The sequence below is a fragment of the Rhizobium sp. RHZ01 genome, assembly GCF_014851595.1.
GTDB lineage: Bacteria > Pseudomonadota > Alphaproteobacteria > Rhizobiales > Rhizobiaceae > Rhizobium > Rhizobium altiplani.
In genome coordinates this window covers 25,057-49,056 of record NZ_JACUZZ010000004.1, presented here as the reverse complement: position 1 = coordinate 49,056, position 24,000 = coordinate 25,057, and the positions used below count along the sequence as shown (strand labels likewise).

The following is a 24,000-nucleotide window of genomic DNA, read 5'->3' as shown; positions in this document are numbered from 1 at the left end:
GTCTTGCCTTATGCCAGCGCTTCGATCGCCTTGCGCACCGCCGCTTCGTCCATCTCGTGCAAGCCGATGACGACAAGACGGGTGCCGCGTGCTTCGCCCGGCGCCCAGGCGCGATCGAAATAGTGGTCGATCCGGCTGCCGACCGCCTGCAACTGCAGGCGCATCGGCTTGCCGGGAACATCGATGAAGCCCTTGAGCCGCAGCACGTCATGTTCCCCGATGATGCCCCTCAGCGCATCCACGAAGGCTGCCGGATCGGCAACAGGACCAAGCTCGACCACGAAGCTGTCGAACTCGTCATGATCGTGCGGCACGCCGTCCTCGTGTTCGAGTTCATGGTGGGACTTGCGATTGACCACATCGTCTTCCGTACCGACGCCGAGCCCGAGCAGCACGCTTGCCGGAACCTCGCCATTGCGCGCCTCGATCATGACAGGCTTGCGAGCGATACGGGAAGCAACCTCATCGCGCACGCGACCAAGGCCGGCGGTGTCGAGAAGGTCGGTCTTGTTGAGTACGATCAGATCGGCGCAGGTCAGCTGGTCCTCGAAAAGCTCCTCGATCGGGCTCTCATGGTCGAGCGACTCGTCTTCGACCCGACGAGCCTCGACGGCATCGTGATCGTCCGCGAAGCGGCCCGCGGCAACGGCGGCGCTGTCGACAACGGTAACGACGCCATCGACGGTGACCTGCGTGCGGATATCAGGCCAGTTGAACGCCGCAACGAGCGGCTGCGGCAGCGCGAGACCGGATGTTTCAATAACGATATGGTCGGGGCGCTGTTCGCGCTCCAGAAGCTTGGTCATCGTCGGAATGAAGTCGTCGGCAACCGTGCAGCAGATGCAGCCATTGGTGAGCTCGATGATGTCATCCTCGGTGCAGTTCTCCGCGCCGCAGCCCTTGAGCACGTCGCCGTCGACGCCGAGATCGCCGAATTCGTTGATGATAAGCGCGATCTTCTTACCGTTGGCATTGGAGAGCAGATTGCGGATCATCGTCGTCTTGCCGGCGCCGAGGAAACCCGTGATCACGGTCGCCGGAATTTTCTGCTGGTTCATGAAATTCAACCCTTCATCTTCAACGGCAGTCCAGCCGCGATAAAATACACATCCACGGCCTCGGCCGCGATCATTTGATGCAGACGGCCGGCATGGTCCCGAAACTCCCGCGCCATGCGGTTTTCCGGCACGATACCGAGACCGACCTCATTGGAAACGATGACGAGACGGGCTCGTGCCGTCGGCAGATACGCCACAAGCGAGGCAAATTCCGCCCCTATGTCGCGGTCTTCCATCATCAGATTGGTGATCCAAAGCGTCAGGCAATCCACCAAAACTGCCCGCTTCTCGCCATCGATCGCCCGCAGGCAGCCGACAAGATCCAGCGGCTCTTCATGGGTATGCCAGAGATCGCCGCGATCGGCTTTGTGCTTGTCGATCCGGGCGCGCATCTCGTTGTCCCAAGCCCGACCGGTCGCCACGTAATGGTGCTCCAGGCCGCTCGAGACGACCAGTTGCTCGGCAAAACGCGATTTGCCCGAGCGCGCGCCGCCCAGGATGAAAGTCGCGCCTGATGATATCGGGCTCATGGAAAACGCTGACCGATCTTCGGAAGCCTTCCGCGAGAGACCGGAACGACTGCGGAGCGCAGCCGGCAAATCTGTCTTTCAGCCATGACAACCTCCGTGCTGGCAGCGGGCATCACCCAGGAATGGGCTTTTCGCCCGGCACAGTTGGCAGGTCTCCTGGCTCGCGGGTCTTGGCCGCGATCGGGGCAAACCGGAAACCGGTCGCCCCAGATCGTGCCAGCGGATCTTCCTCGCCTTCCCGGCTGCATTTCATGAAAAGGCGGACGATTCGTAGACGTAAGAGGCGTCCTGCCCCGGTTGATCATGATGCACTGCCAGTGACTTTTCCGTCGCCACTTTCGCACAGCCCGCCTGCACCCTTGCAGGCTGTCAGCCACGCGAAACCAACGCCGGACAGAAAACCCTGACCGCTCTACAGTCGCGGGGTCGGCTCTGATGACGGTGCCCGAATTGGGTCCACCGCTTCACATTCCCTTTTCATCCGCACCGATTCAACCGGTCCGGAACCATCCGTTATGGCGTCATCGTTAGGCAAGGCCACTCCTGAAGTCAATCAAAAGCCGTCGCTCCTAAGATTGCCGTCATCGCCGCGAAACGCTGTCAAGTCGACCTACTCTACAAGATTTATCGTCTTTTATCAGTGGCTTACGTCATAAATAATTATTGTCCGCGCCGGTCTTTTGCCGCAATTGCATCGCAAGCGGGTCGCGCCACTGATTTGCCCCTCCCTTCCTCGCACTTGAACGCGCCTGCGCCCGCCTAGTTTTCCTGCCATGCTCCTCAAAATCGATATTCGCCGCTTCGGTCCGTTTCATACCCTTCTCGATATCGGGCGGATGCGCGCCCTGCTGCGCCGCAGCGAGATGGGGATGGTCATCGCCGGCGCGATCGTCGGTGTCATATCGGGTTTGGCGGTGACCGGTATGGGTCTCATTTCCCGCGAAATGCACAGCCTGATCTTCGGAATCAGCGACGTCGAGAGACTGAGTTCGTCGCAGATCGACAACAAGCTGCTGTTGCTGACGGCGCCGGTCTGCGGCGGCATTCTCCTGGGTCTGTTGCTGTTCGTGCTTGCCAAGACCCGCAAGAAGCCGATGGTGGATCCGATCGAGGCGAACGCACTGCATGGCGGTCGGCTATCTCTCACCGATAGCATTCTGGTCGCAGTCCAAAATCTTATTTCTAATGGTTTCGGGGCCTCCGTCGGCCTGGAAGCCGGTTACACGCAGCTGGCGGCCGGACTGGCCTCGAAGCTCGGGCTGAAGCTGCAGCTTCGCCGCTCGGACCTGCGCGTTCTCGTTGGGTGCGGCGCAGCGGGTGCGATTGCCGCTGCCTTCAATGCCCCGCTGACCGGCGCATTCTACGCCTTCGAGCTCATCATCGGCTCGTACACCATCGTCTCGCTAACGCCGGTTGTGGTTTCTGCGCTGGTTTCGACGCTGGTGGCTCGGCTGCTCGGTGGCAGCGATTTCCTGATCGACGTTGGCGAATTCGGTACGGTCATGCCGGCTGATTACGTCCCGGCTCTCCTGCTCGGCGCATTCTGTGCGGGTGTCGGTATCATGATCATGCAGGGCGTTGCCTGGATCGAGGAATTGGCTCGCCGGAGTTCGATCGCGACGCCGCTGCGCCCTGCCCTTGGCGGCATCGTCGTTGGCCTCCTCGCGCTGATCACACCGCAGGTGCTGTCGGCAGGACATGGCGCGCTCCACCTCAACCTCGGGCGCGACGTCGCGATTCCGGTGCTCGTGGGCCTGTTCCTCCTGAAAGCCTTCGCCTCCGCGATCTCGATCGGTTCGGGCTTCAGAGGCGGTCTGTTCTTCGCGTCGCTGTTCATGGGCGCGCTGGTAGGCAAGTTCTTCGCCTATTCCGCCCCCTACTTCGCTCACGCTACGCTGACACCGGTCATCTACGCGGTCGTCGGCATGAGTTCGCTTGCGGTCGCCGTCATCGGCGGGCCGCTGACGATGACGTTCCTTGCTCTCGAAATTACCGGCGACTTTCCGATCACGGCGCTTGTGCTGGCGGCGGTCATCACCTCCTCGCTCGTCGTCCGCAGCACCTTCGGCTACTCCTTCGCAACATGGCGCTTCCACCTGCGCGGCGAGAGCATTCGCAGCGCGCACGATGTCGGCTGGATCCGCAACCTAACGGTTGACCGGCTGATGCGCGCCGATGTGAAGACCGCCAATGCCGCTCTCTCGATCGATGAGTTCAAGGAACGCTTCCCCATCGGCTCGGCGCAGCGGGTCGTCCTGGTCGATGGTACCGGCAAGTACAGCGGCCTCGTGCTCGTTCCGGAGATTTACGCGAACCTGACCGATACCGACGAAACCGGCAAGGATCTCAGCGAATTCATCCGCTACAAGAACGATTTCCTGCAGCCGCAGATGAACGCCAAGCAGGCAGCCGCCATCTTCGACAAGACCGAAAGCGAAGCGCTCGCCGTCGTCAACAATCTGATTGAGCGCAAGGTTGTCGGCCAGTTGAGCGAGGCGCATACGCTGCGCCGTTACAGCGAAGAACTCGATCGCCGCCGCCGCGAAATATCCGGCGAGATCTAGCCGAGAAGTTCGTCCAGCCAGCGCCGGTCAAGACAGGCTTCCAGTTCGGCCGCAACGTCGTCCAGGGCTTTCTCGACGCCGGCACGATAGTCATTCGTGTCGCCCGAAAGGCCAAAGCTGCGCAGCAAGCGAGAACGGTAGATGTCGCTGGCGAACAGCCCATGCAGATAGGTTCCCGCAATCCGGCCGTCTGCCGATACCGCGCCATCCGGCCTACCATCGACGATCGCGAACGGCCGGCCGCAGTCTTCGCCGGAGGTGATACCGAGATGGATCTGGTAGCCGGAAAGCGGGGACCCGTCCTCCACTGCTGTCGCAACACTGTTGCGGACGGTCTTTTCAGGCGCCATCTCCGTCTCGACGTCAAGCAGCCCGAGGCCCGCCATATCCACCGCATGTCCCTCGATGCCCAGGGGATCATGGACCTTGCGCCCGAGCATCTGATAGCCGCCGCAAATCCCGATCACCCGACCACCCCGCTTCACATGGGCCAGTATGTCGGCATCCCAACCCTGCGCACGCATATCAGCCAGGTCTGATATCGTTGATTTCGAACCGGGCAAGATCACCAGCCGCGCGTCCGCAGGCAGCCGCTCGCCCGCGCGGACGAAAACCAAATCGACATCCGGCTCCGGCTTCAAGGGGTCGAGATCGTCGAAATTTGCGATGCGGGTAAAGACCGGCACGGCGACCTTGAGTGCCCCCGTGCCGCCGCGTGCGAGGCGTTCCAACGCCACCGAGTCCTCGGCCGGCAGACGCGAAGCGTGCCTGAGCCACGGCACGACACCGAAGCATGGCCATCCGGTGAAGCGGCGCACCGCATCGATACCCGTATCAAAGAGCGAGACGTCGCCACGGAACTTGTTGATGAGGTAGCCGGATATCATTGCCCGGTCGTCCTCGGAGAGGATCGTATGCGTCCCAACCAGCGAGGCGATCACGCCCCCGCGGTCAATATCGCCGACAAGCACGACAGGCACACCGGCACGGGTGGCAAATCCCATATTGGCGATATCGCCGGCCCTGAGATTGATTTCGGCGGGCGAACCTGCGCCTTCCACGATCACAAGATCCGCTCCGGCCGAAACGGCCGAAAAGCTCTGCATCACGTAGTCGAGGAGCGCTGGCTTGAGTTTCTGATAGTCCCGTCCCTTGGCCTGCCCCCAGACCTTGCCCTGAACGATGATCTGGCTGCCGTATTCGGATTGCGGTTTGAGCAATACAGGATTCATGTGCACCGAGGACGGCACACGCGCGGCAAGCGACTGCAGCCATTGCGCCCGGCCGATCTCGCCGCCGTCGTCGGCGACCGCGGCATTGTTCGACATGTTCTGCGGTTTGAAGGGACGGACCGAAAGGCCACGATTGGCAGCAAGACGGCAAAGCCCCGCGACAAGAACGGTCTTGCCGACATCGGAGCCGGTCCCTTGCAGCATGATGGCCTTGGTCATTGTCACGGAACTCCGGAGAACCCGACCCCCGCCTACAACGGCCTCTCTGCCGTGGTCAATCGCAAGCGCCGAAAATGCGAAGGCCACGTCACCCGCTTAGGGTAGCGCGGCCTGCCGAAATACGCTGGCGCATTCGCCCATACACGGCGAAGCTCACGTTCTCCGGGACGCATTACCTGATCCGGAGAAGCGGCGGTGTCCCCCGCCACGGAAGAACAGATACCGCCACATTGTTACCGGACGGTTAGCAACTCCCTAAGCAAAGATGAATTTCGGCATTTTCCGGCTTTGGGACGCTCGTGGTAACCTTTTGGTGGGGCTGGCAATACGTTTTCAAATCAGACGCTTAGACTTCACGCCTCATGCACAGAAGAACGATTGATTTCCACAGCCGAACGCGTAGGCTGCCATTCCAAGGCATCAAGACGAGCGCCACAGCAATAGCCGGACAAACAGGATAAAGATCTCCGCAAGACGCGGAACGCCTAGTTGTGGCGGGGCAGCAAGAATGGGAAGGCAAATGAGATCTCTCTGCACGTCGATCCTGCTCGCCGCAGGAATCTGTGCGGCCGCTACGACTGCGCAGGCTGCCGAATGCGGCAACGTCACCATCGCTGAAATGAAGTGGGCTTCGGCGGGTATTGCGGCCAACTTCGACAGGTTCATTCTTGAGAAGGGTTATGGCTGCTCTGTCAAAATCGTCCCGGGCGACACGATGCCGACCTTCCTGTCGATGAACGAGAACGGTGAGCCGGATATCGCTTCGGAGTTCTGGATCAATTCCGTCCGCACAGAACTCGACGGTGCGGTCAAGGAAGGCAGGCTGACCCTGGCGGCGGAAATCCTTTCGGAGGGAGCTGTCGAAGGCTGGTGGATACCCAAATTCGTCGCCGACGCTAACCCCAATATCCGCAGCGTACAGGATGCGCTCAAGCATCCGGAACTCTTCCCCGCGCCGGGAAATGCATCGCAGGGCGCCGTCTTTAGTTGCCCCGTCGGCTGGAGCTGTCAGATTTCGACATCCAACCTGTTCCGCGCGCTGGACGCCGAGAAGAGCGGGTTTCAGTTGATCGAAACCGGCAGCCCACAGGACCTTGATGATTCTATCACAAACGCCTTCCAGAAAAAGGAGGGCTGGCTTGGCTATTACTGGGCACCCACGGCCGTCCTCGGCAAATACGACATGACGCGCCTGAGCTTCGGCGTGGGTCATGACAAGGCAGAATGGGATAAGTGCACATCTGTCCCCGGCTGCGCGCGGCCGCAGGTGAATTCCTATCCCGTCTCACGGGCCTTTACGATTGTCACCAAAGCCTTCGCCGACCGTGCCGGACCGGCCATGGATTACCTGAAGCTCCGCTCGTGGGACAATACGACAATCAACGAAGTGCTCGCCTGGCAGGATGACAACCACAAGAGCAACGAGGAAGCGACCGTCTACTTCCTCCAGAACTACGCCGCGCTATGGACCAAATGGGTTCCTGCCGATGTCGCGCAGAAGGTCAAGGCCGGGCTCTAGGAAGAGCAAAGCAATCGCTCACCAGACGGTGCAATATTCTTCGATTGGTCAGCGCAGGATTCGCGCAAGAGTGAGCGGGCAAAAGGAGCAGCCGTCTTCTGACGGTATCGGTTTCCTGTAAGCGGCGGCACCCAATCGTGCCAAGCTGCTTGCCCAGACGAAGAGAAAAAAGATGACATCCACCCCGTTTCCCGACCGCGACACAATCGCCTCGAAGCTTGCCAGCCTGGAGGAGCAGGAAAAATCCTACGTCTCCCTGCTGATGGAAAATGCGGCACAGGACGAGAACGTCATCGATGGTCTTCACCGTCACCTGAACAATGCCGCGAGCGCGCCATTCCTGAATACGCTGAAACTCGAGAGCCTTGGGAAATGGATTGGCGGCGCAGCGCCGGCCCGCCTGCAGATACGCCTCATGGAGGCAGCGAAATCAAGCCAGCACCCGGCCTATGCGGCGTTCCGGAGTGGGCTTTCGCGTTCCGGCGGGCTGGAAAGGGCCTACCCGCCGGCGGTGATCTGACGCCGTCTTACCTGGTGGCCGCGCGACCGACCGAACGACCTGCATCCTGAGTCGCGTTTACGGCATTTGCCGTGTCGCGACCGATGCCGCGGATTGTGTTTCCACACGAAGAAAGCACGAGCAGAATTGCGAGGGCGGAGCCGATCTTGGCCATTGTCGTCATTGCGAAATCCTTCTTTTCAATCGTCCACGCGCGGGCGACTCCGCGCGCATTAAACCCCGGAGGAAGAAAAGAGGTCCGTACTAAGTTGTCAAGCCGCTACGGCCTTGGCTTTTTCCGCAAAGGCAAAGCGGATGCTATCGGCTACCGCCCGCATCGGGTTGTTCATCTGTGACGCAGTGAGCAGCCTGATGTCGAAGGAACCGAGTTCGGGCAGCCCCTCCTGCACGCCGAGAATTGTCATCTCATCAGTGACATAGGAGCGCGGCAGGGGCGCGATCGCGAGGTCGGAAACGACGGCCGCTCGCTGGGCCATGGTGTGACCGCTAAGAAAAGCGACACGATAGCCGCGCTTCATTCGCTCAAGCTGAGACAGTGCCTCAGAGCGCCAAATGCAGCCATCCTCCCAGATCGAGATCGGCAGCGGATCGCGGCGGTGCGCCGTACCACATTTGGCACCGGCCCATACAAGCCTCTCGCGGAAGACGATCTCCCCATCCGTCGGCAGCGGACGCGTCGCGCAATTGATCAGTGCCAGGTCCAGGCGCTGCTCTTCCATGCGCTTCTTGAGGCCGATGCTCATGTCAATGGTGACATCGACCATGATGCTCGGGAAACTCTCGGCGAAGCTTTTCAGGATATTCGGCAGCAGCCGTTCGCCGATATCTTCAGGCGCGCCGAGCCGCACCACGCCGCTCAGCTCGGGCATGATGAACCGCGAGACGGCCTCGTTCGACAGAGCGAGGATGTTGCGCGCGTAGGAGAGCAGCACTTCGCCATGCTGGGTCAGACTGACCGATCGCGCATCACGCAGAAACAGCGTGGCGCCGAGTTGCTCTTCCAGCTTCTTGATCTGCATGGATACCGCCGACGGCGTCCGATAGACGGCTTCCGCGGCCGTGGAAAAATTGCCGGTCTCTGCAATGGCAACGAAGGTGCGCAGCACGTCGTTGTCAAGCAAAGGAATGGGACGGCGAAAGGGAATGCTCATCGTCACATCTTTCAATTTTTCTGAATTTGACTTCCATATCATTTTGTTTGATTGAAAGTCAACCCGACAATACCCTTGGTTCATAGCGGCTAGTACTGATGAAAGGAGGCCGCGATGAACACGCTCATTGTAATCTTCGACATCTTCTACGCATTCAGATCTCGTCAGATCTCACGTCAGACACGCAATCGCACACGAGATCAGTTGGCTCGACTGCCGAGGCATCTCGCTGATGACCTCGACCTACAGGCACTAGGTATGACCGTCCCTCGCTGAAGATGCGAGCGCCGCCAGCGGCTTCAAAGACGCATCGAAAGGTTCTAATATACGCTCCGGGCGCGGCGACGGAGCGTAAGGACCATCGCGATGAACGATGCGTGTTTCCAAGGCGATATCCCTGCAGCATACGATCGGTATCTGGTGCCGATCCTGTTTGACCCTTATGCCGCCGATCTGGCGCAGCGCCTGGCATCGGTTCATCCGCACCGCGTTCTCGAAGTCGCAGCAGGGTCCGGGGCCCTCACGCGCGCGATATCGTCGGCGCTTCCGCACGCCCAAATCATCGCCACCGATTTGAACCAGGCGATGCTGGATGTCGCCGCATTGAGACATTCTGGCGGGCATATCGCATGGCGACAGGCTGACGCGTTGAGCCTGCCCTTTCCCGATCACATCTTTGACACCGTCACATGCCAGTTCGGCGTCATGTTCTTTCCCGATAAGCAACGCGCCTACCGCGAAATCCTCCGCGTACTCAAGCCGAAAGGGACCTTCCTCTTCAGCACCTGGGACTCCCTCGAGAGCAACGCCTTCGCAAAGGTCATGATGACTGAGACGGATGCATTGTTTCCAGAAGATCCGCTGGACTTCTTCCGGCGAACGCCGCACAGCTATTTTGATGCTGAGGCGATCCTCTCGGAACTCGAACGGGCCGGATTCGAGTCGGCCGCTTTCACCAAGGTCGAAAAGACTGCCCATGCGTCCTCGGCAAGGGACGCCGCAACCGCCTTCTGCAAGGGCAGCCCGCTCCGCATGGAAATCGAAGCCCGCAACCCGAAATTCGACGTCGTGGCACGAGTCACGGCGGCTCTCGAGCAGGCTTTCGGCAAAGGTCCGATCGAAGGGCCGATGTCAGCGCTGGTGTTCACCGCCGAGGCGCCACGGTAGATATCACGCGCACGGCAGCCGCTCATTGTGCCGACGCGCGAAGGCGCGCACCAAAACACGGCTCGTCCGACAATGCCTCGAATTGTCGGAACATCCGATGCTAGGAGGCGTTCCTTGTGGGCAACGCACGCTTTGCTTTGTCGTTGCGCTGACTGCGTTTCCCTCAACTGCAGTCGCAGAGGCCCGGCGCTGTCCAAACCAGCACCGGGCTTTGTCCGCTCATCTCGGCGATCTCCCCTCCATCTATTTCAGTAATGACTAAAATAAAACTTGAAATCGCCGCGTCGGAAACGATGATGCTTGCTGTCAGCTAGGAGGGGCGTTGATGTCACAGTATCAGGAGACGCGGCGGTTCAAATGCACGGGCGGCGCAGGAAATCCCTGCATTGTCATCGAACAGATCAGGGTTGCCGATGAAGCCATCCCTAGGCCCAGAACCGATTACATGACAATGGATGGCGAGGTCGCCAATCGCCTCGACAAGAAGCACTTCCTGATCTTGATGAAGGGTGAGGTTGTGAAGATCCAGAAGGCGCTGAGGAAGAAACACTGAGCCGGGGCCCGTCGGCATCGGCGTCGCGGCGGGCAAGCCGGTCCTCGTCGGCAGACAGATCCTGTGGATCTTCGCATGACTAAGGCGTCACCGTTGGGTAGATGTCATCATCGCGTCATCTGACGGTGATGTTTTGACTCACCGAGCGCTGAGACTCGTTTTCATTCAGGCGCTGTTCACCGCTGGAATGACTGATGCTGTATATCATTGCCGTCGCCGGTGCCCTGCTGGCAGCCAATACCCTCAGCCTTATGATCGCGGGATGGCGAATTCGGTCCCGCCAAGACAAGACGCCAAGTGTCGCTGTGCGTCCGCCTGTCTCGATCGTGATACCCCTTTGCGGCATGGAACAGTTCTCGCGGGAAACACTCGAAAGCGCGCTGATCCTGGATTGGCCCGACTACGAAGTCATTTTTTGCGTTGCAGACAAGGCCGATCCGATCATTGGTCTGGCGGAGAACACCCTCCGAGCAAGGCCGCTGGCAAATGCAAGGATTTTGATCGGGGATGACCGCATCAGCGCAAATCCGAAACTCAACAACTGCGTCAAGGGCTGGAGCGCGGCGGCGCATGAATGGGTCGTCCTTGCCGATTCCAATGTCCTGATGCCGGCGAACTATCTCGCACGCCTTATGGCCGCATGGCGACCCGACAGCGGCCTCGTTTGCTCGACGCCACTTGGCTCCCGTCCGAGCGGATTTTGGGCGGAGGTCGAATGTGCTTTTCTCAACACCCACCAAGCCCGTTGGCAATATGCCGGGGAAGCGCTTGGATTCGGCTTCGCGCAAGGCAAGAGCATGCTCTGGCAAAAGACGATCCTCGACGCCCACGGTGGCATCCAAGCCCTTGCGGCCGAGATCGCAGAAGACGCCGCCGCCACAAAGCTGGTCAACAGCATGGGCCTCAAGGTGCATCTCGTCGCCGGACCATTCGAGCAGCCCCTAGGCAGAAGGACCTTCCGCGAGCTCTGGGCCAGGCAGTCTCGTTGGGCGCGGCTGAGACGCGTCACTTTCCCGCACTTCTTCGCGCCGGAGATCCTGCTTGGCGTAGTTCCTCCCCTATTGCTGGGCCTGAGCGCTGCCGTCGTTTCCGGCACCAGTCTCGTTACTACAACCCTGGCAGTCTTATGCACCGCCTACGCGCCGGAACTTATTCTTGCAGCCCGCAAGCATTGGCACCTATCCCTGCTGTCACTCCTCGCAATGGTTACCCGCGATGTCTTGCAGCCAGCGATCTGGACACGGAGTTGGTTGAGAGGCAGTTTCGATTGGCGCGGAAACATTATGGTGATCAGATCGCAGGAATCGCGCCTGGAGGGTGGAGTAGCCGAACCGATTGCAGGCCCCTAAACTAGGGCAATCGACATACCGCGGCGGCCGCCAGCCGCCCAAGTTGCCCTCGGGACATATGAATCCGCCCCGCCAGATCGGCCACTGTTCCGCCGGCAGCGCTGTGCCCGCATCTCCCTTTAGATCAACACCATGCGTGGCGGCTCCTCCCCGCGCCGCCGGTAGGCACGACGCCCCTCGAATTGAATTGGCCGTGTCGGCGGATATCAATCCGCCGCGCGTCGCCATCGTTCAAAATCACTGATGATATCCATAAATGCTATTCGTTTGATTGATGGGATGAAAACACCCATATTTTACTCATCAAACAAGGCGTCATCCGACGAAGAAAGGAACGGCTATGACGACGATTACCTTCAGGCACACCAAGGCGTCCTCAAGCGAAGCTCATGAGCATATTGTCGACTATGCCCGCAAGCTGGTTCATGCTTGGCACCAGCGGCAGGCCGCCCGCGAAATCGAATCCATGCCCTTCGACATGCGTAAGGACATTGGCTGGCCGTCGGCGGATGGCGAGGATGAACGCAAGGTTATGTAATGAATCCGACATTCCTCCCCGCGTGAGAGCGGCGCCCGCCTTCGTGCAGCGCCGCTTTCTCCGTCTTTAGGGGCTCCTAATTAAATCTTGAATTTCAGACACATATATTTTCTTCGAGCGCCTTTTTCGAACTTTTGAAGAACGCAAACGTCATTTGACCATCGTCAATTTCAGCAATGTCGCAAATTTGCTCTTTGCGGCCGCATTTATCCATGAGAATGTCGCTTTCAGGATATCGAAACGACGTATTCCAAGCAACGAATAGTGCATTCGCACCTCCAGCACGGATTTGTCTCATGAACAAGATGTCGCACAAGCAACGCTCTCTCGTCTTCTTCATGGTTCCGCAGTTTACGATGCTGCCCTTTTCAGCGGCGATCGATACCCTGCGCATAGCCAACCGCATGCTCGGCTACCAGGCCTACACGTGGCGGCTGACCTCGGTTGACGGGCAGAAGGTCTATTCTTCCTGCGGCATCGGCGTCGAGGCAAATACGTCGCTGGCCGATGAGCGCCGCAATCTCGGCGGCGAATATCGCCCGAGCATGGTGCTGGTCTGTTCCGGCATCGATGTCGAAGACTTCAACAACAAGTCCGTCAGTGCTTGGTTGCGCGAATCCTACAACCGCGGCGTCGCCGTCGGCAGCCTTTGTACCGGCGCGCACATCCTCGCACAGGCGGGGCTTCTGAACGGCAAGCGCTGTGCTATCCACTGGGAAAACCTGCCGGGCTTTTCGGAAGCCTTTCCGCAGGCCGAGGTCTATGCCGATCTCTATGAAGTGGACAGTAATCTCTACACCTGCGCCGGCGGCACGGCGTCGCTGGACATGATGCTGAATCTGATCGGCCAGGATTTCGGCGAAACGCTGGTGAACCGGGTCTGCGAGCAGCATCTGACGGATCGCGTCCGCAGCCCGAACGATCGCCAGCGCCTGCCGCTGCGCGCGCGCCTCGGCGTCCAGAATGCCAAGGTTCTCTCCATCATCGAACTGATGGAAGGCAACCTCTCCGAACCGCTCTCGCTGCTTGAGATCGCGGACGGCGTAGACCTGTCACGCCGCCAGATCGAGCGGTTGTTCCGTCAGGAAATGGGGCGCTCGCCGGCGCGGTATTATCTGGAAATACGGCTTGATCGCGCCCGCCACCTGCTGGTGCAGTCCTCCATGCCGGTCGTCGAAGTCGCCGTCGCCTGTGGCTTCGTTTCGGCCTCACACTTCTCCAAGTGTTATCGCGAACTCTATCATCGCTCGCCGCAACAGGAGCGCGCAGAACGCAAGATGACGATGGCAACCGCACGCCAGGCCATCGCCGCGTGATCTCAGCCCGGGCGGCTATTGAGCCGCCTCCGCCGTCATCCGCGCGTCGGAATAGACCTGATTGCGCCCTTTGTGCTTGGCCATATAGAGAAACTGGTCGGCGGCATTGAGATAGTTGTCGAAGGTTTCATAGTCGGAAATCTCGGCAACGCCGATCGACACGGTGACGGAAAGCTCCTCGTCATCGGCCATCACCTTCATGCGTGAGATATCCGACCGTATCTCATCACACAGCTTGCTCGCGGCCATTGAATCCATCATCGGGAACAAGATCGCAAACTCCTCACCACCGAGGCGCGAAAGAAGGTTGTCGCTTCCCTCGAAGATCGTTGCAAGCCGGTCTGCGACCGCCTTCAGCACCTCGTCTCCGATCTCGTGCCCGTATGTATCGTTCAACCGCTTGAAATGATCGATGTCGAGGATCGCGACAGCGGCCGCGGTCTTCTGGCGCAGGCAGTCATTCACCAGCTTGGGCCCGAGATCGTAGAAGTAGCGGCGATTGTAGAGGCCAGTGAGGTAGTCGCAGGCCGCAGCCGCCCGAAGCTGCTTCAGCTGCGCCAAAGTCTCGACGTTGTTGGCGACCCGGCACTGCAGTTCCTCAGCCACGAACGGCCTATAGAGAAAATCCGAAGCGCCGGCCTTCAGAAAGCTCGCAGAGAGCAGGCGATCGCTCGAAGATGAAACCCCGATGATCCGCAGCCGATCAGAGCCGAAGTGCCGCCGTATCCGCCGCGTCAGCTCGCAACCGCTCATGTCGGGCATATGATGATCAGTGATGACGACCTCGATATCGTCGTAGGTCTCAAGCGCGGCGAAGGCCTCGAGGCCGGAAGCGGCTTCCACAACCATATACTGTTGCGCTTCGAGCAACCCGACCAGGAGTTCGCGCGCGGAAGGGACATCGTCGACCACGAGCACCCGTATCTTCCTGTTCGATAATGCCCGCCTGACGCTGGCAACAACGCTATCGAGCGCGAACTCGTTGTCTTTCAGCACATAGTCGATGACATTGCGCTCCATGATGCGATTGCGCGTATCGAGGTCGAAAGTGGCGGTGAAGACAATGGTCGGGATACTGGCCTGTATGGTGTAGTCGAGCGCCTCGCCATAGGGTGCGTCCGGCAAATTGAGGTCGACAATCGCCATTGTGTAATCGTTTGGCGACTGGGCGATCGTCTCTTCGAGGATTTTCAGGGAGGCGCACGGTTTGACGTTCAGGCCGAGTTCTGCATGAAGCCGGTGGCACAGAACCGCTGAAAACATCCGGGAATCTTCAACCAGGAGCACCCGCTGGCCACCAAAACGTGGTCCGAATCCATCCCGATGGAGATCCTCCTGGAACGCCATTCACTCCTATCCCCCAGAAAGCCGCCGCAGTCCGAATCGACCGTCTTCTCGACTTTTATGAAGATAACTCACAGAAACACGCCTGAGAAGATATCGAGACTTGGCAACACCGGAAATTGCATAAATCTCCGTTTCCGGGGGCGTGAATGCGTCCCATCTACAATCCTCGAGCGCAGGAAGTGCGTCAGGCAACGGCCCGCTCCCTGCGCATCAACTGGATCTGCAGCAGCGTGTCGAGGTTCTGGTTGACGCGGCAGTAGAACTCTTCGTCGATGAATGGGCGCAGCATGAAGTCGTTACCGCCGGCTTTGAGGAACCGCGCCGACAGCAGCCGGTTGGACGATGACGACACGCCGATGATGCGCAACTCGTGCGAGCCGATGTTGGCGCGTATGCGTCGCGTCAGCTCGAAGCCATCGATATCGGGCATGTTGTAGTCGGTGATCATCAAGCCGATGTCGCGATTCGCCTTGAGGATTTCGAGCGCCTTGGCGCCGCTTTCCGCGGTGTTGACCCGGAAATTGTAGCGCTTGAGGCGGCTCGAGAGCAGCGCGCGGGCCGTAGCGCTGTCATCGACAATCAGAACATGATGACGATGATTGGTAAGGAAGCGGCAGATCGATTCGGCAAGAAGATCAACCGCGAAGACATTGTCCTTGAGGATGTAATCGACGATGTCCTTGGCGATCAGCTTGTCGCGCATACCTTCTTGGAACGTGCCGGTGAAGACGATGGTCGGGATGCTGAGATCGACCAGATATTCCAATGCTTCGCCATTTTCGGCACCGGGCAGATTGATGTTGGAAATGGCAAGCGTGATCGGGTCGGTGGACTTGTCATATGACAGCTGCAGCTCTTCGAAACTCCGGCAGATCTCCACGTCGATATCGAAAAGCTCCTTCAGCCGCCTGCCGATCATCGATGTGAAGACATTGGAATCCTCGGCGAGAATAATGCGCGCACCGGCAAACATGCCTCCGGAATATTGCATTCCTGAAATACCCAAAAACGCCATTTCGAAACCTTTTGATAAAATGGTATCCCCGCTTCAAAGCGGTACAGTAGCCGGTTTGAATAAGTATTAATCGGCTGCGGTCACTGACCAACAAAAAGGCGGCCACGAGGGCCGCCCTGACTTTCTTCGAAACATGCTTAAAGGACTATGCCCTCAGCGCGGCGTTGTCCGGATCGAAGGGGCTCTCGCCGACGACGGTGGCGTTGTACGTCGTGCCGAGGATCTTGATCTTCAGCTTCGTGCCTTCCTTGGCGTAGTCGGGACGCAGCATCGCCAGCGCCAGCGACCGATTGATGCGGAAGCCGAAGGTGCCGTTTGTCGCACGTCCGACGAGCTCGCCAGCCTCGTTGTAGATGGCTTCGGAACCGCGGGCATCGACATCGTTGCCGGTCTCGACGACGAGGGTCGCGAAGTTCCACTTCAGCCCCTTGTCCTTGTAGGCCAACAGCCCCTCACGACCGAGGAACTCCTTCTCCGGCTTGATGAAGCGATCAAGCGCCGATTCATAGGCGTTGTACTCGATCGACATCTCGCGGGGGATGAGACGGTAGGACTTCTCGATCGACATCGACAGCATCGCGCGAATACCGAACGGCTTGATGCCGAATTCGGCCCCGGCTTCCATCAGCTTGTCGAAGATGTAGTTCTGCATCTCGATCGGATGATGCAATTCCCAGCCAAGCTCGCCGACGAAATTGACGCGCAGCGCATGTGCGCTCGCAACGCCGATCGAGATCTCCTTGCCCGACAACCACGGGAAGTCCTTGTTCTCAAGGCTCGTCCGCGTGAGCTTCTTGAGCAGGTCACGCGACTTGGGACCGGCAAGCACCAGCACACCGAGTCGCTGCGTGATCTGCTGCAGCCGAACGGAACCATCGGTCGGCGCGAGCCTGCGCAAATAGTCATGGTCGTGCGCCTCGTAGGCGCCGGCTGACACAAGGTAGAAGCGGTTCGGAGCCCATTCATAGACCGTGAACTCGGCGCGAACGCCACCGTGAACCGTCAGCATGTGGCAGAGCGCGATGCGACCGCGCTTCTTCGGGATGGCGTTGGCAAAGATCGATTCCAACCAGGCGCGTGCGCCGGGGCCGGAGACTTCCATCTTGGCGAAGGCGGACATGTCGAGCACACCGACATTCTTGTGCACATTCATGACTTCGTTGCCGACATGCTCGAAGTAGTTCGAGCGCCGGAACGACCAGCGTTCAAGGATGCGACCATCCTCTTCAGGATCGGAGTGATTATGGTTGGTGAGGACATCCTCGCCAACGCCAATCTGATCCTTCGGCAGGTCGTAGCCTTCAGGTGCAAACCAGTTGGCGCGCTCCCAGCCATAGACGGAACCGAAAACAGCACCCAGCTTCTTCAGGCGATCGTAGACCGGCGTCGTCTTCAGCGGACGAGCGGCACCGCGCTCTTCATCGGGATAGTGCATGGTGAAGACGTTGGCGTATGCCTCTTCGTTCTTGGCGATGAGGTAGCCTTCGGTCGCATAGGGACCGAAACGACGCGGATCGACGCCCATCATGTCGACGGTCGGCTCGCCATCCACGATCCATTCCGCCAACTGCCAACCGGCGCCACCGGCTGCGGTGATCCCGAAGGAGTGCCCCTCGTTGAGCCAGAAATTGCGGAGGCCCGGTGCGGGACCAACAATCGGGTTGCCATCGGGCGTATAGGCGATCGCGCCGTTATAGACCTTCTTGATGCCGACTTCACCAAAAGCAGGGACGCGGGCGATCGCGGTCTCGATATGCGGCATCAGGCGATCGAGCTCTTCCTGGAAGAGTTCGTACTCGCTCTCATCCGACGGACCGTTGACGTAACAGACTGGCGCGCCGTGCTCGTACGGCCCGAGAATGAGGCCGCCATTCTCTTCGCGCATGTACCAGGCGCTGTCGGATTCGCGGAGCACGCCCATCTCCGGCAGGCCCTTGGCCTTGCGCTCGAGGATCGCCGGATGCGGCTCGGTGACGATATACTGGTGCTCGACCGGGATAACCGGAATGTTGATCCCGACCATCTCTCCGGTCTTGCGGGCAAAGTTGCCGGTACAGGAGATGATGTGCTCTGCCGTGATCTCGCCCTTGTCCGTCGTCACCTTCCAGAGGCCATCATGCTGCTGCTCGATCGCGGTGACTGTGGTGTTGCGATAGATCGTGGCACCGCGGTCGCGCGCACCCTTGGCGAGCGCCTGGGTCAGATCTGCAGGCTGGATGTAGCCGTCATCGGGATGCTGGATCGCGCCGAGGAGACCATCCGTCTCGCAGAGCGGCCAAATCTCCTTGACCTGCTCCGGCGTCAGTACGTTGACCTTGACGCCAATCGTCTCCGCGATGCCGGCATAGTACATGTACTCGTCCCAGCGATCCTTGGTGCGCGCCAGACGAATGTTGGAAACCTGGCTGAAACCGACGTTCATGCCGGTTTCCTTTTGAAGCTCCTGATAGAACCGAACCGAGTACTTGTGGATCTGGCCGACCGAGTAGCTCATGTTGAACAAAGGCAGCAGACCCGCGGCATGCCATGTCGAACCGGAGGTCAGTTCCTTGCGTTCGATCAGGACGACATCGTCCCAGCCCTTCTTGGCGAGGTGATAAAGCGTCGAAACGCCAACGACGCCGCCGCCGATGACCACTGCGCGCGCATGTGTCTTCATGGAGAATTACCCTCTGTTCTACTAACCTGTCCGACGAATGCCGCCGACGGAAATCGCCTTAGCGAACTATGCAGCGAGGCCGGGCTTGCCAAATGCCTGTTTACGACATGCGAAAAGCTTGCCGCGACTGCATGCAAATAGGCAAGCCGCAAAAGGCCTTTGGTCGAAAATCCGTGGACAAAAATTGTGATCAGAGCGCGCCGTCGTTCACTTTACGACGGCCGATCCCTTGATGATGTCGATCGTTTCGCCGCCATCGAGCCCGATGCGATCACCGTCAGGCGTTGTGATGAAGCAGCCCGACTGGCAGAACGTCTCGGATGCACCAGGATCGAGCACGAGCTGCATCTTGTGACCGCCCTCGGAAAGGACGATCACAACAGCGGCGCTATCGGTATTGGTGATGGAAGCTGCGTGAGTTTGGCCTACGGCCGTGAGCGAAAAAAGCAGTACGACGGCAAATCTTGCCATGCAGTGCGGCGCGGATGTTGCGCCCTCCCTCGGAGCGTCTCGGCGCTGCTGCCCCCAGCAGCGAAAACCCGATTGCAGGCGTTATACGGCGACCGCTCTGAACGATCGCTGAACAACGCCTTTACCCCTTGAGATTGCCATCAGCCGACTTACCGCGCAACCGGCGCACAGTGCCGGCCTCGTCGTCCATTTCGCTCGTCTCGGAGACATCTTCGATCTTCGCCGGCGCCTTGCTTGCGGGAGTTGCCCCTCCGACTTGGTCCGGCTGGCGATGGAATACGACATCGCTTTGCGGAAGCGGGATTTGGACGCCCTCCTCCCTGAATCTCTTGAGGATCGCGATCCGGAGATCGTTCCGGACCTTCAAGCCGTCCCCCATGTCAGCAAGCATGAAGCGAAGCTCGAAATCCAGCGAATACGGCCCGAAGCGAAGGAACTCGACATGCGGCTCAGGATTGCGCAGGACGACAGGCACGGCATTCACCAGCTCCAGCAGGATGTCCATCACCTTCTGCGGATCGGAATCGTAGCTCACCGAAACCGGAATTTCGGAGCGCCCCATCTTGTTGCGATGGGTCCAGTTACCGACCGATGCGTTGATCAGCTCGGAATTCGGCACGATGATCGACTGCTTGCGGAATGTCTCGATCTCGGTTGCGCGCACGGAGATGCGCTTCACGATGCCCTCAGCGGTACCGGAAACCACGTGGTCGCCGACCTTGAACGGCCGTTCTACGAGCAAAATCAGACCGGAAACGAAGTTCGACACGATGTTCTGGAGGCCGAAACCGATGCCGACCGAAAGCGCCGAGGCAACGAGCGCGAGGTTTGAGAGGTCGATGCCCGCAGCGGAAACGCCGACAATCGCCGCAAGACCAACGCCAAGGTAGCCGATTCCTGTCTTGACCGAATTTCGAACGCCGAGGTCGACGTGGCTCCGCGCCATGACGTTGCTGTCGAGCCAGCGCTGGATCCAGCGCGTCAGCAGGTAGCCGCCTGCAAAGAGAAGGACACCAGTCATTATCCCGACCAGCGAAATGCTGATCCCACCCAGCCTGACCTCCGTGAGAAGGCGATAGGCGATAAGTTCAAGATCCTGGATGTGGAAGCCCCACAGGAGCAGCACCAGCGGAATCCCAACTATCAGCGCGACGGCCGAGATGCACATGCCAACCAACAGGCCCGCTTGGTCGATGGCAACAGGGCCGAGTTTGAAACGCTTTTGGAGGAAACGACCAAGCGATGTCTCGCCAAAAGTCTCGCTGCGTGAAATCGCTTTGCCCGACAGGAGACCGATATAGGTCGTGACGATGATCGCGCCGGTGATGATCAACTGGGTCGCAACAAAGCGCGCAAGCCCGACATAACCAGTCAGCGCGGTTATGATCAGCCCCGCACCCAGGACGCGCAGAATGATCGCCATGCCCCGCGGCCAATGGCGTCCCGGCGCGTCAGGATCGCCATTTCGCGCCAGCATCGGCCTGCCAAACGAGGCAGCAATCAGGATGAAGCCGATGATCAATGCCGCAATCAAACTTTTGACCACGGTCAGGACGAGTGGGGACCCCATCGCCTCGCTGATGCTGCCGAAGAGGTAGTCAAGCGCATTGACGATGGCCATCGCGAGCAAGCAGGCTCCGATGGAACTCGCACCGCGGTTGGAAAGCTTGACGAGACGCCATTGCGGCTCCTTCGGTGCGAACACCGCATTGGTGAAACGCCTGACGAAATAGATCAACCCGATCGCACCGAAGAGCGCCCCGATGATCGGCGCGATATCCGGTCTCAGAACGTTGAAACTGTTGAGGAAGAAATAGGAGGTCACCAGGAGCGTAGTAAGCGCGAACGTCCGGATCAGCGTCGACCAGAAAGCAATCGAGAGACGATTGATATAGGAGGGCTGCTCGTCCGTTTCCTTACGCTGCAGGTAGCGACCGAAGATGCGGTAACCGCCGGACAACAGCACCAACGCCGTCACAAGCGACATGAAGATGGCCGCGAAGAACGCGAAAGCCTTGAACTTCAGTACAAATCCCAGCCAGCTTCCAAGGGCTTGGACAAACTCCGACCCCTCTTGGACGAAGGCGCGCGCCGCATCGTCAATAACAGAAACCGAGACATCGGTGCGTCGCAGCAAGGTCGCGGCGAAAAGCTGTCGGCGTGTTTCAGCGATAACGTTACCAAGCTTGCTGATGGAAGCAGACAGGGTCTCGGCATCACCGGTAACGGCGTTAATCTGGGCGCGCTCGGCCGTCAGGGCGTTGCGTTCGGTCGTAACGATCTCCGCTTCGGTCGGCTGCCCTTCCTTTGGTGGATCGCCTAGCTCGCCAAGGCGGTTCTTGATCTGGTCGAGCCGCGGCCGGAGGCCGACGGATATGTTGAGAACCGAGCGCCCAAGTTCGTCGGTCTTTCCGGCGAGAGCCACCAGCGCGTCGTCATCGTCGCCTTTCTGCCTTACGCCGTCCTCGAGCGCGACGAGGTCCTGCTTTGCCTTCTCCAGCGCCTTAGCGGCCTGCTCGATCGGACCGTCAGCAACTGAAGCCTGCTCGGTCGCCTGGGGCTGTTGCTCGGCCTGCGGTTGAGGCGCCTCCGCGCTTGCAAGGCTCGCGCCAACGGTCGCCAGCGCAGCGACTAGGAAAATGCGAAGCAAGAGTTGGGTCGGCCGCAAAATATCCCCGCTCGGAAGGTTCTGGATCAAAATTGGAGTCCAGTTTTTCATAAGAAAGAAAGGCAACAGAAAGGCGACGCGCTCAGAAGCCTGCACCCGGCTGTGCCAGATATTCTAGTTCTGCCACGGTCGATTGTCGTCCGACGATGGCGTTTCGATGCGGAAATCGACCGTGGGCGGCGATCACCTTATGGTGGCGAAGCGCATAGTCGATATATTCCTCATCGCCAAGCGCACTGAATAGTGCCACGGCACGATCCTGCTCGGCCAGATCTTCGCAGTGCTCGAAGGGCATGTAAAAAAACGTCCGGCATTCCGGGCTGACCTGCTGGTCGGCGCCAGCTTCCACGGCAAGCTTTGCTTCCCGCAGCGCAAGCCCATCGGTGGCAAAGGCGAGCGGTGTCGTGCGGTAGATGTTGCGAGGAAACTGGTCCAGCACGATTACTGCGGCAAGCCTGCTGTGGGGCGTCGCACGCCACTCCTCCGACACGTCGCGCGAGAGCGCAAGATGCGTGTCGCGGAAGCGCTTGCGAATATCCCGATCAAGCGCCGTCGTCGCTTTGAACCATTGATCGCGGCCGCACTCCTCGAACCAGAAGTCGAAGACCTCCTGTGGCGTGCAGACATATCCGAGTTCCATATTTCCTCCCGCGAGAGCCGCCCGACTGCACGGCGGCCAACTATTTCGTGCCGATCTTGTGACCCGACACCTCGGCGCCTGCATCCGGCACCAGCCGCAGGAAGCTCACTGACGATATGATGCCGATTGCGCCGACGACAAGAAACGCCCATCGGAAATCGACGAGCCCCGGCCCCTCGACACCGCGCAAGGCGACGGAGATGTTGAGCACCGCCGCCGCGATCGCCACGCCGAGCAACATCGAAATCTGCTGCAGCATGCTCGACAGAGTGGAAGCCGAACTGCGTTGTGCAGAACTGATATCGGCAAAGGCCAGTGTATTCAGTGCCGTGAATTCCATTGAGCGCGAGAGACCCGCGGTCATCAACAGCACGTAGATAACAATACGCGGCGTTTCGGGTACGAGAAAGCCGCAGGCGGCAATCGCCGATGCAGCAATCAACCCGTTGAAGAAGAGCACCGCGCGAAATCCAAACCTGGCGAGCAGCGGTGTCGTGACGACCTTCATGCCGAGGTTTCCGAGAAAGTAGACCAGCAGATAGGCACCCGCTTCGATCGAGCTCAATCCGAATCCGAGTTGGAAGAGGAGCGGCAAGAGGAAGGGCGTCGCGTTGATCGCGAGACGGCTCGCCGTCCCGCCTGAAAGGGTCGCGATCGCAAAGGTTTGCACTTTGAAGGCAGACAGATCGAGCAATGGATTGCTGACTCGCCGGAAATGCCGGGTCGCCATGACCGAGAGCACGAGCCCTGCCACCAGCATCAGCAAAATTGGTACCAGCCCGCCATGCCATTTCACCGAGAACTCAAGTGCTGCCAGCAGGAAGGTCAATCCGCCGCCGCTGAGAACGAAGCCAAGTAAATCCAGCCGCCCGGCATCTTCCTCGCGCTGTTCCGGCACGAAACGAAGAACCAGCGCCATGCCGAGCACCCCGATCGGCACATTGATGAGGAAGTTCCAATGCCAACTTGCGTAGGTGGTGATGAAGCTGCCGAGCAGCGGACCGACAACGGGAGCCGTCAGCGCCGGCCAGGTTATCAGCGCGATCGCCTGGACGAGCTCCGATTTGCGGGCATTCTTGAGGACAATGATCCGGCCGACCGGCGTCATCAGCGCACTGCCCGCGCCCTGCACCGCGCGGGCGATGACAAACTCCGCAAGCCCATCGGAGACCCCACAGAAGAGCGATGCGATCGTAAAGACGGCGATCGAGGCCATGAAGACGCGCCGTGCGCCGTATCGATCCCCAAGCCATCCCGAAAGCGGAATGAAGGCCGCCATCGTCAGCATATAGACCGTGATGCCGATGCTCATGGATATCGGTTGAACGCCAAAACTCGCCGCCATCTGCGGCAATGAAGTGGTGACGATGGTGCCGTCGAGAATCTGCATGAAAAACGAAACGGCAACGACCAGCGCGACGATCTTTGCCCTGCGGATGCTCTCCACATCGTCTTTCTCAGTCGTCTGCATAGCTGTCATTGAT

20 protein-coding genes and 1 riboswitch are annotated in these 24,000 nt (G+C 59.4%); of the genes, 8 read left to right on the top strand and 12 right to left on the bottom strand.

Annotation, left to right across the window (positions count from 1 at the left end):
• Positions 1–8: 8 nt before the first annotated feature.
• Together cobW and cobU are read right to left on the bottom strand one after the other, a co-directional pair.
• Positions 9–1,058 carry a cobalamin biosynthesis protein CobW gene (cobW, locus tag IB248_RS06355; protein ID WP_026371454.1) on the bottom strand — a complete coding sequence of 350 codons (1,050 nt, stop codon included), beginning with the start codon at positions 1,056–1,058 and terminating at the stop codon, positions 9–11.
• 5 nt (positions 1,059–1,063) lie between these two features.
• Positions 1,064–1,588, bottom strand: a complete 525-nt coding sequence (cobU, locus tag IB248_RS06350; RefSeq protein ID WP_192240558.1) for a bifunctional adenosylcobinamide kinase/adenosylcobinamide-phosphate guanylyltransferase — start codon at positions 1,586–1,588, stop codon at positions 1,064–1,066.
• A gap of 128 nt (positions 1,589–1,716) precedes the next feature.
• Positions 1,717–2,114, bottom strand: a riboswitch (cobalamin riboswitch).
• Positions 2,115–2,361: 247 nt separating this feature from the next.
• Here cobU and IB248_RS06345 point away from each other — a divergent pair.
• Positions 2,362–4,152 (top strand): chloride channel protein, encoded by a 1,791-nt coding sequence (locus IB248_RS06345; RefSeq protein WP_018854708.1) that lies wholly within the window; start codon positions 2,362–2,364, stop codon positions 4,150–4,152.
• Here IB248_RS06345 and IB248_RS06340 read toward each other — a convergent pair.
• Positions 4,149–5,603 carry a cobyric acid synthase gene (locus IB248_RS06340; RefSeq protein WP_192240557.1) on the bottom strand — a complete coding sequence of 485 codons (1,455 nt, stop codon included), beginning with the start codon at positions 5,601–5,603 and terminating at the stop codon, positions 4,149–4,151. The genes IB248_RS06345 and IB248_RS06340 overlap by 4 nt on opposite strands.
• Before the next feature lie 520 nt (positions 5,604–6,123).
• On the opposite strand from IB248_RS06340, the gene IB248_RS06335 reads away from it, so the two are divergent.
• A complete protein-coding gene (locus tag IB248_RS06335; protein WP_192240556.1) occupies positions 6,124–7,122 on the top strand; it encodes a glycine betaine ABC transporter substrate-binding protein in 999 nt (332 codons plus the stop codon).
• 172 nt (positions 7,123–7,294) lie between these two features.
• Complete coding sequence (locus IB248_RS06330; RefSeq protein ID WP_169680161.1) at positions 7,295–7,642, top strand: hypothetical protein; 348 nt, start codon at positions 7,295–7,297, stop codon at positions 7,640–7,642.
• A 7-nt stretch (positions 7,643–7,649) separates the two neighbouring features.
• Here the strand turns inward: IB248_RS06330 and IB248_RS06325 are convergent, their stop codons facing one another.
• Both IB248_RS06325 and IB248_RS06320 read right to left on the bottom strand, forming a co-directional pair.
• Positions 7,650–7,805 (bottom strand): entericidin A/B family lipoprotein, encoded by a 156-nt coding sequence (locus tag IB248_RS06325; RefSeq protein ID WP_007788385.1) that lies wholly within the window; start codon positions 7,803–7,805, stop codon positions 7,650–7,652.
• A gap of 88 nt (positions 7,806–7,893) precedes the next feature.
• A complete protein-coding gene (locus IB248_RS06320) occupies positions 7,894–8,835 on the bottom strand; it encodes a LysR family transcriptional regulator (RefSeq protein ID WP_025660718.1) in 942 nt (313 codons plus the stop codon).
• A gap of 324 nt (positions 8,836–9,159) precedes the next feature.
• On the opposite strand from IB248_RS06320, the gene IB248_RS06315 reads away from it, so the two are divergent.
• The 5 genes from IB248_RS06315 to IB248_RS06295 all read left to right on the top strand — a co-directional run bounded on the left by IB248_RS06315 (position 9,160) and on the right by IB248_RS06295 (position 13,716).
• Positions 9,160–9,960 carry a methyltransferase domain-containing protein gene (locus IB248_RS06315; protein ID WP_018854702.1) on the top strand — a complete coding sequence of 267 codons (801 nt, stop codon included), beginning with the start codon at positions 9,160–9,162 and terminating at the stop codon, positions 9,958–9,960.
• A gap of 325 nt (positions 9,961–10,285) precedes the next feature.
• A complete protein-coding gene (locus IB248_RS06310) occupies positions 10,286–10,513 on the top strand; it encodes a hypothetical protein (protein WP_192240555.1) in 228 nt (75 codons plus the stop codon).
• Between the two features lie 194 nt (positions 10,514–10,707).
• The gene (locus IB248_RS06305) at positions 10,708–11,862 is read left to right on the top strand and encodes a glycosyltransferase (protein ID WP_192240554.1); all 1,155 of its coding nucleotides are present in this window, start codon (positions 10,708–10,710) and stop codon (positions 11,860–11,862) included.
• Positions 11,863–12,202: 340 nt separating this feature from the next.
• Entirely contained in the window at positions 12,203–12,400 is a 198-nt protein-coding gene (locus IB248_RS06300) for a hypothetical protein (protein WP_192240553.1), read from the top strand.
• Between the two features lie 296 nt (positions 12,401–12,696).
• Complete coding sequence (locus tag IB248_RS06295; RefSeq protein ID WP_018854697.1) at positions 12,697–13,716, top strand: GlxA family transcriptional regulator; 1,020 nt, start codon at positions 12,697–12,699, stop codon at positions 13,714–13,716.
• A gap of 15 nt (positions 13,717–13,731) precedes the next feature.
• Here IB248_RS06295 and IB248_RS06290 read toward each other — a convergent pair whose 3' ends face one another.
• From IB248_RS06290 to IB248_RS06260, 7 genes are all read right to left on the bottom strand, one after another.
• Positions 13,732–15,063 (bottom strand): diguanylate cyclase, encoded by a 1,332-nt coding sequence (locus IB248_RS06290; RefSeq protein ID WP_192240552.1) that lies wholly within the window; start codon positions 15,061–15,063, stop codon positions 13,732–13,734.
• A 184-nt stretch (positions 15,064–15,247) separates the two neighbouring features.
• Positions 15,248–16,078, bottom strand: coding sequence for a response regulator (locus IB248_RS06285; RefSeq protein ID WP_192240551.1), 831 nt, complete (start codon positions 16,076–16,078; stop codon positions 15,248–15,250).
• A 145-nt stretch (positions 16,079–16,223) separates the two neighbouring features.
• A complete protein-coding gene (locus IB248_RS06280; protein WP_025660725.1) occupies positions 16,224–18,737 on the bottom strand; it encodes an FAD-dependent oxidoreductase in 2,514 nt (837 codons plus the stop codon).
• A gap of 207 nt (positions 18,738–18,944) precedes the next feature.
• Positions 18,945–19,208 (bottom strand): hypothetical protein, encoded by a 264-nt coding sequence (locus IB248_RS06275; protein WP_192240550.1) that lies wholly within the window; start codon positions 19,206–19,208, stop codon positions 18,945–18,947.
• A gap of 121 nt (positions 19,209–19,329) precedes the next feature.
• Positions 19,330–21,876 (bottom strand): mechanosensitive ion channel family protein, encoded by a 2,547-nt coding sequence (locus IB248_RS06270; RefSeq protein ID WP_192240625.1) that lies wholly within the window; start codon positions 21,874–21,876, stop codon positions 19,330–19,332.
• A gap of 82 nt (positions 21,877–21,958) precedes the next feature.
• On the bottom strand, positions 21,959–22,516 hold the full coding sequence (locus IB248_RS06265; RefSeq protein WP_192240549.1) for a DUF924 family protein: 558 nt from the start codon (positions 22,514–22,516) through the stop codon (positions 21,959–21,961).
• A 40-nt stretch (positions 22,517–22,556) separates the two neighbouring features.
• Positions 22,557–23,996, bottom strand: a complete 1,440-nt coding sequence (locus tag IB248_RS06260) for an MFS transporter (RefSeq protein WP_192240548.1) — start codon at positions 23,994–23,996, stop codon at positions 22,557–22,559.
• Positions 23,997–24,000: the final 4 nt, after the last annotated feature.